This is a genomic window from Flavobacterium glycogeni, from assembly GCF_048286775.1.
In the GTDB taxonomy this organism is placed as follows: domain Bacteria; phylum Bacteroidota; class Bacteroidia; order Flavobacteriales; family Flavobacteriaceae; genus Flavobacterium.
In genome coordinates this window covers 93,629-106,017 of sequence record NZ_JBLVPV010000006.1, presented here as the reverse complement: position 1 = coordinate 106,017, position 12,389 = coordinate 93,629, and the positions used below count along the sequence as shown (strand labels likewise).

Sequence of the window (12,389 nt, the reverse complement as noted above, 5' to 3'; positions counted from 1 at the left end):
ATCTATAGTCTTAATGGACAATGACCTGATATTTAAAAGAAAACAAAAAAGGAAAGGTGCTTGATAAAACCCCAAATCAAGCATTGGTAAAATAAAAAAGAATTACATAAAATTATTGCAACGGTTTAATCCTTTTCTTTTTGAGAAAGATGCCGTTGTAGCAGCGTTTGTTAAACAGTATTTTTTTTACTGTTTCAAAAAAATAAAACCATAAAAACCATACAAAATGAAAAAAGCAACGACATTTTTTTCAGCAATCACAGTGATGATTGCGGTACTTATTTCCAGTCCTTCCTTCGGTCAAATGAAAATGGAAAGTAAAAAAACGGTTTCGACAGTAAGTGCTGCCACACTCAAAACCAACATGCGCAAACTTTGGGAAGACCATGTTACATGGACTCGTAATGTAATTTTGTGTCTTGTTGACGAACTTCCCGGAACGGATCAAGCAATAAAACGACTGCTTCAAAACCAGGTTGACATTGGTAACGCCATTAAACCATTTTACGGAGAAGCAGCCGGAAATAAATTAACGAAATTACTGAAAGAACATATTATCATCGCGGCAGATGTTGTCAACGCGGCAGAAGCCGGAAATACTGTTGCACTTAATAAAGCAAATAAAAAATGGTATGCCAACGCTGACGAGATATCTGAATTTCTCTGCAAAGCAAATCCTAAATGGGCTTTAAAAGATATGAAAATGATGATGAACGATCACCTCAAACTAACTACGAATGAAGCCGTACAACGCATCAAAAAGAATTACGATGCTGATGTTATTGCTTACGATAAAGTACATAATGAAATTCTGCAAATGTCAGATATGCTTGCCAATGGTATCATTAAACAATTTCCGGAAAAATTTAAAACAGGAAACAATATGAAACCTTCGAGATAAAATCAAATATACTTTCGAAAAAAATAATTTTCTAATAGTTTATAAAAAGGATGCAATCATTCAAATCAAAATTAAAATGAAAGATATAACCCAATTATTAGCTTTATTAGGCGATGAAAAAGACTCTTTATTGAATCATGTCTGTAAAACAATTTCGAAAGATCAAATTCATTTGCCCAATCCATCACATATAGACACCGTTTTTTCACAAAGCAATCGAAACGGACAAACGATTCGGAGTTTAGCGCAGTTGTACCATCACGGCCGACTTTCTGACACAGGTTATATTTCTATTTTACCCGTAGATCAAGGAATTGAACATACTGCGGGAAGTTCATTTTCTCCAAATCCCATTTATTTTGATCCTGAAAATATTGCAAAATTAGCCATTGAGGCAGGTTGTAACGCAGTAGCTTCTACAATGGGAGGACTTGCCATGCTATCCAGAAAATATGCCTATAAAATTCCGTTTGTAGTGAAAATTAACCACAATGAACTCCTGACCTATCCCAACAAATACGATCAAATTATGTTTGGGAGTGTTCGAGACGCTTGGAATATGGGCGCTGTAGCTGTGGGCGCGACTGTTTACTTTGGTTCCGCCGAATCGGACAGGCAAATCATAGAAACGGCAAAGGCTTTTGAGGAAGCGCATCATTTGGGTATGGCAACCATTCTTTGGTGTTATTCCAGAAATGACGCATTTATAAAAGATGGCATGGATTACAATACAGCAGCTGATATTACCGGTCAAGCCAATTATTTAGGGGTTTCTATTCAGGCAGATATTATTAAACAAAAGCTACCTACACATAACGGTGGTTTTACTTCGTTAAAATTTGCTAAATCAAATCCAGATATGTATACCAAATTAGCCAGCGATCATCCCATCGATCTATGCCGCTATCAGGTAATGAATTGTTTCTCCGGACGTATCAGTATGATTAATTCAGGAGGCGAATCAAAAGGCAAAACTGATTTAGCCGAAGCCATAAAAACAGCCGTTATAAACAAACGAGCTGGTGGAGCCGGAATGATTATGGGTAGAAAAGCTTTCCAGCGTCCCTTTGGCGAAGGCGTAAAACTTATAAATGCAGTACAGGAAATTTATCTGGCAAAAGAAGTTTCAATTGCTTAAAACTGCATTTAAAAAAACTTCCCAAACAAACTAAAACATTGATTATATACCTTTTAAGCAACCACAAGGTGTGAATCATGTAACTTATTTTCACAATTCTATAATACTTTAAGAAAGGAATAAAAGGACCTTTGTAATAATTAGGATACTTTCTTACTTGTCACATACCGTTTAAATAATTACAAAAAGAACTTGTATGAAGTCATTAAAAAAGTAGCAATTAAATAATAAAATATAGGAAATATGAAACTACAAATTGGAATTACACAAGAACATTTAAAAAATAGCATTTCTATCCTGTCCTCAATTTTAGCGAATGAAATGACACTGTATGTTAAATTACGAAAATTTCATTGGAATGTTTCCGGCGAAAGTTTTATGGAATTTCACAAATTATTTGAAAGCCAATATACACAACTGGAAGCTTCAATCGATGAAATTGCAGAACGCATCAGCAAATTAGGAGGGAAAACTATTGGAACAATGAAAGAGTTTTCAGATTTAACTATAATCAAAGAATCGCCTAATCATTACCCGTCTCAAAAAGAAATGGTTAAAGAATTATTAGAAGATCATGAAACCGTTATTATTCATCTTCGAAAAGATGTTGACCTAAGTGCGGAAGAAAATAAGGATGCCGGAACGGCTGATTTCCTTACCGGTTTGATGGAAGCACACGAAACAATGGCTTGGACACTAAGACGATATTTAGAATAATAAAAAACATAAAACAGATGGAAAATTCAGAAAACAAAGTTTATTCAGCCTCCAAAAGTCATTGTAGAGTTGGTAGAATAATTCCTAAAAAAATGGAAGAAGATAAATCAATAACAGAAACTGATTTTAAAACAGAATATCTTGAAAAACATGATACGGATTTAAATTATAAATAATTTATAATCATTTACTTAATGCAAATTCTGTATTTTTTTAATATAGAAATCAGAACTATTAAAAAATTTTTTTTAACCTCAATCCCAGAGCAGTTAATAGAAAATTAGTTTTTTAATAGTTCTTTTTTTGGGATAGAAATGCAATAATCGAAATGTGGGAATGATGCAACTTATTCATAAAGTTCTATAACATTAATCCATTTCTTCTTAGTCATCTTTGCATTAATTAATCAAGCAATAAATTAAAATGAAAAAAATCCTGCTACTTTGTACATGCTTAGCATTTACATTAATTTCGAAAGCCCAAACAGAAGATAAAAAATGGAATATTGGTCTTCATAGTGGTGTAACCCAATATCAAGGGGATCTTGGTAATAATTTTTACAAAACGGATAAAGCATTTTATGGTTTTGGAGGTTTGTCAGTATCGCGATATTTAGGTCGCTATTTTGATTTAAATTTTCTGGCTTCAAAAGGAACAATTGGTTATAATAGTCCTTCAGGAAGTTTCAAGAGTGATTTCAATTCGGTAGCATTAAATTTAAGATTTAATATGACTGGACCAGAATCTATAGTAAGACCTTACGCATTTGTAGGAGTTGGTGCTATGTTGTTTGACAATGATTTAAACTTTGATCAAGATAGAATTGATTACGCTTTACCTACTGCAGGTGGTGGATTAAATTTCCGGTTGAGTCCTGGAATCATGCTTAATTTACAAGAAACCTTCAGTTATTCTAATAAAGACCGAAGAGATGGAGTTGTTTCAGGTAAAAAAGATGCTTACTTATCACACATGGCTGGTTTGACTTTCAATTTTGGAGACAAAAAAGATGCTGATAATGATGGTGTTTCGGATCGTAATGATACTTGTCCTGAAACTCCAGCCGGTGTTTCAGTAGATGCAAATGGATGTCCTTTGGATAAAGACAAAGATGGTGTTGCTGATTATTTAGATACATGTCCAGATGTTGCGGGAACTGTTGCTTTAAATGGTTGTCCTGATGCTGATAATGATGGTGTAGCTGATAGCAACGATAAATGTCCAGATACTAAAATGGAAACTAAAGTTGATGCAACGGGTTGTCCTATGGATAATGATAAAGATGGAGTAGTAAATGATTTAGACCGTTGTCCAGATGTTGCGGGTCCATTGAGTTTAAATGGTTGTCCTGATTCTGATGGTGATGGTGTAGCTGATATGGATGACCGTTGTCCTACTGTTAAAGGAACTATCGAAAATAAAGGATGTCCTGAAATCACAAAACAAGACATACAAAGAATTACCTATTTAGGCAGCAAAATTTTCTTCGAAAATAATAGTGAAAAATTAAAAGTTGCTTCTTTAGTACAATTGGACGAATTAGTAACCTTAATTAATAAATATCAAGCTTCTAATTTGGTTATTGAAGGACATGCAGACAGTAATGGTGGTGATGCATTCAATTTAGAATTATCTCAAAAACGTACTGAAAGCGTTAAAAATTATTTAATGGAAAAAGGTATTGCTGCCTCTAGATTGACAGCGATAGGTTATGGTGAAAGCAAACCAATTGCCAGTAACAAAACCGCTTTAGGCCGTGCAAAAAACAGAAGAGTAGAGTTGAAAATGAACTACTAAAGACAATAAGATTAGGTTGGGTTTTTTTTGGTTTGGCAAGGGCTGTTGGTGACAACAGCCCTTTTTTTGTGACCAATAATTAAAGTTAGCTACTTGCATAATAAAAAGAACCTTAGTGTTTAAAACTGTGAATAGTATAACTAATTTAAAAATTTATATAACACATTTGACGGATAAGAAATCGACCTTTATATTTTTTGTGAATCATATGTACTACTCGAAAACATTGTTTTTACTGAAGAATTATTAAATAATCTTTTCATACCATTTATCATGATAGCAGTTAAAAAAGAAGGCATTATAATTCAAAAAACAGTACTCAATTTTGAAAATGAAGGAGTCTTAAATCCTGCATCAATAAAAGAAGGAAATAATGTACATCTCTTTTATAGGGCGGTAAGCTATGGGAATTACTCTAGTATCGGCTATAGTAAATTAGATGGGCCGCTTACGGTTGAAAATCGAAATGATTCACCCATTATCATTTCTGAATTTGATTATGAATCTCATGGCGTTGAAGATCCACGCATTGTAAAAATTGATGATTTATATTACCTTACCTATACCGCTTATGATGGTGTAAATGCTTTAGGTGCTTTGGCTTTATCGAAAGATTTAATCGAATGGGTAAAACAAGGCATAATCGTGGCACAAATAACATATCAGGAATTTGTTAAACTTTCTAAATCTGATGACCCAAAAAGTGAAAAATACTTTCGTTATAATCGACAGAAAGGCGTTCGTAAAAAAGATGGCGAAAAAGTCCTCCTTTGGGATAAAAATTTAATTTTCTTTCCACGAAGAATTAATGGAATGCTGTATTTTTTGCATCGAATAAAGCCTGATATACAAATCGTTGTTGCAGTAAATGAATTAGTGGAACTCACGCCTGAATTCTGGGAAAATTATTTTATTGGTTTTGAAGAGACTATTGTTTTAGCACCACAATACAACCATGAGTCAAGCTACATCGGAGGAGGCTGCCCTCCTATTGAAACGGAATTTGGTTGGTTATTAATCTATCACGGTGTAGAAGATACCATAAAAGGCTATGTTTATTCCGCCTGTGCCTCGTTATTTGACTTACATGATCCCCAGAAAGAAATTGCACGATTGCCTTATCCCCTATTTAAACCTGAACTAAGTTGGGAATTAAAAGGAGAGGTGAATAATGTATGTTTCCCTTCCGGTACTGCTTTATTTGGAGATACGCTGTACATCTATTATGGTGCCGCAGATGAGCGTGTTGGCTGTGCCTCACTTAATCAATCAGAATTACTTAAAGAATTAATGCTAAACACAATAGATCATGATTAATAAAATCGTCGTTAAAAGCCAAAATATACAATCTGTAAGTATTCCAAAAAATACGTATGGGAATGAGTTAAATAATTTACTGCATCCGGACACAAAAAAGGAGTTACCTGAAATCTTATTTATCACAACATATCCTCCAAGAGAATGCGGTATTGCAACGTATTCACAGGATTTGATTAAAGCTCTGAATAATAAATTTCAGAAGTTTTTTAAAATAAAAATTTGTCCTTTGGAATCGAATAATGAGCAACATACTTATACTGATGCTATAAAATACATTCTCAATACAGATCATTTGAATGCCTTTATCAATTTGGCAAATCAAATTAACACTAGTGATAATTTACAAATGGTGTTGATTCAGCATGAATTTGGATTATTTAAAAATTGTGAGGCCCATTTAAGACAGTTTATAAAAACACTTCAAAAACCTGTTATCATAGTTTTCCATACCGTGCTCCCCAGACCTAATCCATCATTAGAAGCAAATGTTCAAGATATAGCACGAGAAGCGCATTCTGTAATTGTAATGACGAATTCAGCTGCGGAGTTATTAGTTAGAGATTATGGCGTTGCAATAGATAAAATAACAATAATTCAGCACGGAACCCATTTAGTTCCCCATTCTGATAAAGAGGAATTAAAAATCAAGTACCAATTAGAAGGAAAAAAAATACTTTCGACTTTTGGATTATTAAGCTCTGGAAAAAGCATTGAAACTACTTTAGAAGCATTGCCTGAAATAGTAAAAAAGAATAAAGATGTGCTCTTTTTAATTATTGGAAAAACCCATCCGTCTGTGGTAAAAGAGGAAGGCGAAAAATACCGTTTGATGCTTCAAGCTAAGATAGAAGATTTACAACTTCAAGAACATGTTCAATTTATAAATCATTTTCTGCCTTTACCCGATCTTTTAGAGTATTTACAACTAACTGATATTTATCTATTTACTTCCAAAGACCCAAATCAAGCAGTAAGCGGAACTTTTTCGTATGCTATTAGTTGCGGTTGCCCAATTATTTCAACACCTATTCCCCATGCCTGTGAAGTGTTGAAGAATGATGTTGGAATTATCATTGATTTTGACAATCCAAAACAATTAGCTGAAGAAACTAATATTCTATTGCTTAATGAACAATTGAGAAAGAATATTAGCTCAAACGGGGTGCATAGAATTGCCCCTACCGCTTGGGAAAATGCGGCTATTGCTCATGCAATGTTATTTAAAAAAATTGGAGAGAAAGACTTCGGTTTGCATTATAAACTTCCAAAAGTCAATCTTAATCATATAAAAAAGCTAACTACTTCTTTTGGAATGATTCAATTTTCAATTATCAATCAACCGGATATTGATTCTGGATATACTCTAGATGACAATGCCAGAGCCATGGTAGCCCTATGTCAGCAATATGAATTGACAAAGGATTATAATGATTTAAAATACATCCAAATCTATTTTGATTTTATAAAATATTGTTTGCAACCCAATGGATATTTTCTAAATTATATAAATGAAGAGTATAATTTCACAAAACAAAACTACAAAACAAACTTAGAAGATTCAAATGGAAGAGCAATTTGGGCTTTGGGCTATCTAAATTCAATCAGCGGCATTCTTCCCGAAGAGTTAGCTAAAGATGCTGCTCTTACCATGGAAAGTGCACTAGTAAATGTTTTTGAAATTCACTCCACGCGAGCAATGGCTTTCATAATCAAAGGAGTGTATTATTATAATACAAAAAGCGTGTCACAACAAAACATTTCTATAATTAAGAAATTAGCTAACAGGCTAGTACAAATGTACAAACACGAAGCAGTTAAGGAATGGAATTGGTTTGAAAGTTATCTTACTTACGGCAACAGTATTTTACCTGAAGCGATGCTTTGTGCTTGGTTAGCCACAGATGAATTAATTTATAAGGAAATTGCAAAATCATCCTTTGACTTTCTTCTTTCTAAAATTTTTATAGAAAACAGGATTCAGGTAATTTCTAATAAAGGATGGCTTGACAAAGAAAATCAATTAGCTCAGAGCCCTATAGGAGGCGAACAACCTATTGATGTGGCGTATACTATTCTGGCTTTAGGAAAATTTGCTGCTGTTTTTAAAAATGAACAATACTTTGAAAAAATGGTAACAGCATTTAATTGGTTTTTAGGAAACAATCATTTACATCAAATTATTTATAATCCTTGTACAGGGGGATGCTATGACGGATTAGAAGAAGATTATGTAAATCTAAATCAAGGTGCGGAGTCAACAGTAAGCTATTTGATGGCAAGATTAACAATAGAAAAATCATTTAAAAAAGAAGGAAAAACTATTCCTATACACATTGGAAATCCAAATAAGTTGACAAAATTCCCTTCATCAAAAATGAATCTTACCCATTAATACAATTTACAAACATGTAAATTATACAATTTTTTACCTAAAATAATGTAATATTTTTTTTTAAATTAAACAACTGAACTTTAAACAATTGTAATTAATTATAAAAACAGTTACATCAGACAACACTAAAAAAACAACTATGAAAACAACAAAAAAATTAGGCATTTGGATGGATCATTCCATGGCTCATTTAATGGAATTTACCACTAAGCATTTTAAAATAGAAACCATCAAATCTAAACTTGGCAATCAGGAAAAAATTGCAAGTTTAGCGAAATCCGAAAACTCAAATTTCAGTAAAGAGAAAAAACAACTCTTTGATTACTATAAAAAAATTGGAGAAACCATAAAAAATTACAAACGCGTAATTCTCTTTGGGCCAACGAATGCAAAAATAGAACTCTTTGATCTTTTGAGTGAAGACATCCGTTTTTTAAAAATTAAATTCGAAATTAAAGACACCGATAAAATGACAGAGAATCTGCAACATACTTTTGTAAAAGAATACTTTTCAAGAGCTTAATTCAAACTTCATAAAATTATATATCAACTTAAAAACTTTAAAAATGAAAATAAGAACTATAGGAATCGTTATGATTATTTTAGGAATAATTATGTTGCTGTATACCAGTTTTAATTATGTAACAACTGAAAAAGTGGTTGACATAGGTCCAATTCAAATCAACAAAGAAGTCAATCATCCCATAAAATGGTCTCCAGTTATAGGAATTGTACTTGCTGTGGGAGGTGTTGTTTTGATAGTAATAAGCAAAAAAGAAGCTTAACTCTTACATATATAGCCTAATCTACTGAATGTGTGAATAATGCAACAATAAATTATAGTTATATAACACATTTACCTATAATTCTGATTAATTTTGTAAAGCAGCTTATTTTAAATAAAGTGTAGTACAGTATAATCTAGCTTAGACTGTTAAAATATAATAAGATGAATAAAAAGAAATCAATCGTGGTATTAAATAATCTTATTGAAATCAATAATGATAGAATTCAGGTTTATGAAACTGCAACAAAAGTAATCGAAGAAAGTAATTTAAAAGATTTGTTTTCTGAATTCCAAAAAACAAGTGAAAATTTTAAATCAGAACTGGCAGAAGAAGTTCAAAAAATGGGTGGAATTCCTGTTGATGTAATTAAAAAAAACAGCTTTTTGATGAGGTTTTGGATTAATTTCAAAGCAAGTCTTATCGATAAAGACCGAGAAGATATTTTGAATACTCTTGAATACAATGAATATATAGCGATAAAAAACTATAAAGACACCTTGGCAGATAATTTTGATCATCTTACCGCTGAACTTCTTATTATGCTTAAATCACAACAAATTTTATTAACGGCACATCATGATAAAGTCAAAAAACTGGGAGATTTAATGTTGTCTTAAACAAAATATTTTCTTCTCTAATTTACTTTAAGTAACTGATTAATTCACGTCCATAAAAAACACAATAATAAATGAATAATAGAGTAACAGCCAAAAAAGAAAGTATAATCATCTATTTGAAAGAAACTTTTAATGATGTAGGCAATATTACATTATTTTCAATGCGTTTTTTTAAAGAAGTGATTAGGCCTCCTTATGAAATCAAGGAATTCATAAAACAATGTTATGTTATTGGGTATAAATCTTTGCCGTTAGTAACCATCACAGGCTTCATCATGGGATTAGTGCTTACGTTGCAATCAAGACCTACATTGGCCAAGTTTGGTGCAGAATCCTGGTTGCCAAGTATGGTTGCCCTTTCTCTAATCAGGGAAATTGCCCCCGTAATTACCGCTTTGATTTGTGCCGGTAAAGTTTCATCCGGTATTGGTGCTGAATTAGGTTCCATGAAAGTGACAGAACAAATAGATGCGATGGAGGTTTCGGCCATAAATCCATATAAATATTTAGTCGTTACAAGGATTTTGGCCACTACGCTTATGATTCCGCTTTTAGTGATTTATGCTGATGGTATTGGTATTATCGGAGGATATGTAGGTATAAACATTCATAGTGATGTTAATTTATACCGTTATATCTCTCAAGTTTTAGAATCTATTGCATTTTTAGATATTTTTCCGGCGACTATGAAAACTTTTTTCTTTGGTTTCTTTATTGGTATGATTGGCTGTTATAAAGGTTTTAATGCTACTAATGGAACCGAAAGTGTTGGAAAAGCCGCTAACTCCGCCGTAGTTACTGCATCGCTTGCAATATTTATTATTGATATGCTTGCCGTACAATTAACCGATTTATTTTTCTAAAATGATACAAGAAAAAACAATAATAGCTCCTGCTCCTATTTCTAAAACGAATGCTCCAGTTATAGAAATAAAAAAACTTTATAAATCCTTCGGGAATAATGAGGTTTTAAAAGGAGTTACTTTCTCTGTAAAAAAAGGAGAAAACCTAGTGGTATTGGGAAAATCAGGTTCTGGCAAATCAATAGCAATCAAATGTTTAGTTGGTTTAGTAATAGCTGATAAAGGCGAAATAAAAGTACTGGGTACCGATATCACTAAACTGGATACTAATGAGCTTAACAAAATTAGAGTTCGAATTGGTTTTCTTTTTCAAAATGCAGCTTTGTATGATTCCATGAGCGTTCGAGAAAATCTAGGATTTACCTTAAAAAGACATGCTAAAGATTTATCTGCTGAAGAGGTAGAAAATCAAATTAAAGAGGTTTTAGAAAGTGTCGGTTTGAGTGAAGTAATTGATAAAATGCCTTCGGAATTATCAGGAGGAATGCGAAAAAGGATAGGACTTGCCAGAACGCTTATTCTGAAACCCGAAATAGTATTATATGATGAACCTACCACTGGATTAGACACTATAACGTCAAGAGAAATCAGCGAATTATTGTTAGAAATCCAAAAAAAACATAAAACCTCTTCCATTATTATTACTCATGACATGGCTTGTGCAAAGCACACCGCTGATCGACTGGTGATTTTAAAAGACGGCATAATACATGCCGAGGGAACTTATGAAGAATTAGAAAAAAGCGATGACGAATGGGTTCGTTCTTTTTTCATATAACCAATAAAGAAAGAAAAAATGAATACAGAATCTGGATACCAATGGAAATTAGGAATGTTTGTAACTATAGGGTTGGTACTTTTTGTGACAACAATTTATTTTGTTGGAAAACAGAAAAATTTATTTGGTTCTACATTTGAATTAAATTCAAAATTTAATTCAGTGAACGGGCTTGAAGTAGGTAATAATGTTCGTTTTTCGGGTATCAATATAGGTACAGTAGAAGAGATTGAATTTCTTACAGATACTTCTGTAGTAATTAAATTAGTCATAAAAGAGAAAGTTCGCAAATACATTAAAAAAGATGCTATTGCAAGTATCAATTCAGATGGTTTAATGGGCGATAAAGTACTCACAATATCCTCCGGAAAAAACTCTAAAATAATTGTAGAAGACAACGATAACATAGCTTCAAAACAAGCTATAGAAATGGATGATTTAATGGTTAGTGTTAAAAAAAGTGTTGATAATGCTAGTGTAATTACGGCTCAACTTGCCCAATTCAGTTATAAAATGAATAATGGAAATGGGACATTATCTAAATTAGTCTCCGATGAGGAATTTGGAAACAGCATAAAAAACATGGTTGCTAATCTCGAAAATAGTTCCAGCGAATTTAAAAAATTTACTGTCAAAATGAATAATGGAAAAGGAGCGCTGTCAAAATTAGTGAGTGATGAAAAAATGGGCCAGATGATTGATTCTACCTTGACAAATGTTAAGACCGGAACAGTAGGACTTAATGAAGTTATAGAAGCTGCAAAACATAATTTCCTGTTGAGAGGTTATTTCAATAAAAAGAAAAAAGCAGAAGATAAAAAATTGGATGATTTGGAAAATCAGGAAGAAATGGAAATGAAAAAGGAATTAAACATAGGTGCCAAATTTGACACCATAAAATAATCCTCAATAAAAACTTTGCTGAAACAGTAAACTTATTACCTCAAAACAGTAACAACCAGTAATCTACGAAAAGCCTTATTATTTTTATATCAAAAGTGTGAATCCTATAACTTTATGGCAAAGTTCTATAACACTCTCTTTTAAAGCAGGCATTATCTTTACAAAACTATAAATA

The 12,389-nt window shown here is 32.4% G+C and carries 13 protein-coding genes; all 13 read left to right on the top strand.

Features of this window, described 5'->3' with window-relative positions; all coding sequences use genetic code 11:
• Positions 1 to 226: 226 nt before the first annotated feature.
• On the top strand, positions 227 to 901 hold the full coding sequence (locus ACNQGX_RS06890) for a hypothetical protein (RefSeq protein WP_417975190.1): 675 nt from the start codon (positions 227 to 229) through the stop codon (positions 899 to 901).
• A gap of 76 nt (positions 902 to 977) precedes the next feature.
• Positions 978 to 2,039 carry a class I fructose-bisphosphate aldolase gene (locus tag ACNQGX_RS06885; RefSeq protein ID WP_417975189.1) on the top strand — a complete coding sequence of 354 codons (1,062 nt, stop codon included), beginning with the start codon at positions 978 to 980 and terminating at the stop codon, positions 2,037 to 2,039.
• Positions 2,040 to 2,282: 243 nt separating this feature from the next.
• Entirely contained in the window at positions 2,283 to 2,756 is a 474-nt protein-coding gene (locus ACNQGX_RS06880; RefSeq protein WP_417975188.1) for a Dps family protein, read from the top strand.
• Positions 2,757 to 2,773: 17 nt separating this feature from the next.
• Positions 2,774 to 2,932, top strand: a complete 159-nt coding sequence (locus ACNQGX_RS06875) for a hypothetical protein (RefSeq protein WP_417975187.1) — start codon at positions 2,774 to 2,776, stop codon at positions 2,930 to 2,932.
• A 247-nt stretch (positions 2,933 to 3,179) separates the two neighbouring features.
• The gene (locus tag ACNQGX_RS06870; RefSeq protein WP_417975186.1) at positions 3,180 to 4,553 is read left to right on the top strand and encodes an OmpA family protein; all 1,374 of its coding nucleotides are present in this window, start codon (positions 3,180 to 3,182) and stop codon (positions 4,551 to 4,553) included.
• Positions 4,554 to 4,826: 273 nt separating this feature from the next.
• Positions 4,827 to 5,870, top strand: a complete 1,044-nt coding sequence (locus ACNQGX_RS06865; protein ID WP_417975185.1) for a glycoside hydrolase family 130 protein — start codon at positions 4,827 to 4,829, stop codon at positions 5,868 to 5,870.
• The gene (locus ACNQGX_RS06860; protein ID WP_417975184.1) at positions 5,863 to 8,265 is read left to right on the top strand and encodes a glycosyltransferase; all 2,403 of its coding nucleotides are present in this window, start codon (positions 5,863 to 5,865) and stop codon (positions 8,263 to 8,265) included. Before ACNQGX_RS06865 ends, ACNQGX_RS06860 begins: the two co-directional genes overlap by 8 nt.
• A gap of 139 nt (positions 8,266 to 8,404) precedes the next feature.
• Positions 8,405 to 8,788 (top strand): hypothetical protein, encoded by a 384-nt coding sequence (locus ACNQGX_RS06855; RefSeq protein WP_417975183.1) that lies wholly within the window; start codon positions 8,405 to 8,407, stop codon positions 8,786 to 8,788.
• Between the two features lie 43 nt (positions 8,789 to 8,831).
• Positions 8,832 to 9,050: a YidH family protein gene (locus tag ACNQGX_RS06850; RefSeq protein WP_417975182.1), complete on the top strand. Its 219-nt coding sequence runs from the start codon at positions 8,832 to 8,834 to the stop codon at positions 9,048 to 9,050.
• Positions 9,051 to 9,214: 164 nt separating this feature from the next.
• The gene (locus ACNQGX_RS06845; protein ID WP_417975181.1) at positions 9,215 to 9,670 is read left to right on the top strand and encodes a PA2169 family four-helix-bundle protein; all 456 of its coding nucleotides are present in this window, start codon (positions 9,215 to 9,217) and stop codon (positions 9,668 to 9,670) included.
• A 104-nt stretch (positions 9,671 to 9,774) separates the two neighbouring features.
• The gene (locus tag ACNQGX_RS06840) at positions 9,775 to 10,533 is read left to right on the top strand and encodes an MlaE family ABC transporter permease (protein WP_417975277.1); all 759 of its coding nucleotides are present in this window, start codon (positions 9,775 to 9,777) and stop codon (positions 10,531 to 10,533) included.
• 1 nt (position 10,534) lies between these two features.
• Complete coding sequence (locus tag ACNQGX_RS06835; protein WP_417975180.1) at positions 10,535 to 11,311, top strand: ABC transporter ATP-binding protein; 777 nt, start codon at positions 10,535 to 10,537, stop codon at positions 11,309 to 11,311.
• An 18-nt stretch (positions 11,312 to 11,329) separates the two neighbouring features.
• A complete protein-coding gene (locus ACNQGX_RS06830) occupies positions 11,330 to 12,214 on the top strand; it encodes an MlaD family protein (protein ID WP_417975179.1) in 885 nt (294 codons plus the stop codon).
• The last annotated feature ends 175 nt before the right edge of the window (positions 12,215 to 12,389 follow it).

What these genes read in the sequence shown, in the direction of transcription:
- ACNQGX_RS06865 (WP_417975185.1), top strand. Translation starts at nt 4,827, where the DNA reads ATGATAGCAGTTAAAAAAGAAGGCATTATAATTCAAAAAACAGTACTC.
- ACNQGX_RS06845 (WP_417975181.1), top strand. Translation starts at nt 9,215, where the DNA reads ATGAATAAAAAGAAATCAATCGTGGTATTAAATAATCTTATTGAAATC.
- ACNQGX_RS06835 (WP_417975180.1), top strand. Translation starts at nt 10,535, where the DNA reads ATGATACAAGAAAAAACAATAATAGCTCCTGCTCCTATTTCTAAAACG.
- ACNQGX_RS06850 (WP_417975182.1), top strand. Translation starts at nt 8,832, where the DNA reads ATGAAAATAAGAACTATAGGAATCGTTATGATTATTTTAGGAATAATT.
- ACNQGX_RS06855 (WP_417975183.1), top strand. Translation starts at nt 8,405, where the DNA reads ATGAAAACAACAAAAAAATTAGGCATTTGGATGGATCATTCCATGGCT.
- ACNQGX_RS06875 (WP_417975187.1), top strand. Translation starts at nt 2,774, where the DNA reads ATGGAAAATTCAGAAAACAAAGTTTATTCAGCCTCCAAAAGTCATTGT.
- ACNQGX_RS06830 (WP_417975179.1), top strand. Translation starts at nt 11,330, where the DNA reads ATGAATACAGAATCTGGATACCAATGGAAATTAGGAATGTTTGTAACT.
- ACNQGX_RS06860 (WP_417975184.1), top strand. Translation starts at nt 5,863, where the DNA reads ATGATTAATAAAATCGTCGTTAAAAGCCAAAATATACAATCTGTAAGT.
- ACNQGX_RS06890 (WP_417975190.1), top strand. Translation starts at nt 227, where the DNA reads ATGAAAAAAGCAACGACATTTTTTTCAGCAATCACAGTGATGATTGCG.
- ACNQGX_RS06885 (WP_417975189.1), top strand. Translation starts at nt 978, where the DNA reads ATGAAAGATATAACCCAATTATTAGCTTTATTAGGCGATGAAAAAGAC.
- ACNQGX_RS06870 (WP_417975186.1), top strand. Translation starts at nt 3,180, where the DNA reads ATGAAAAAAATCCTGCTACTTTGTACATGCTTAGCATTTACATTAATT.
- ACNQGX_RS06880 (WP_417975188.1), top strand. Translation starts at nt 2,283, where the DNA reads ATGAAACTACAAATTGGAATTACACAAGAACATTTAAAAAATAGCATT.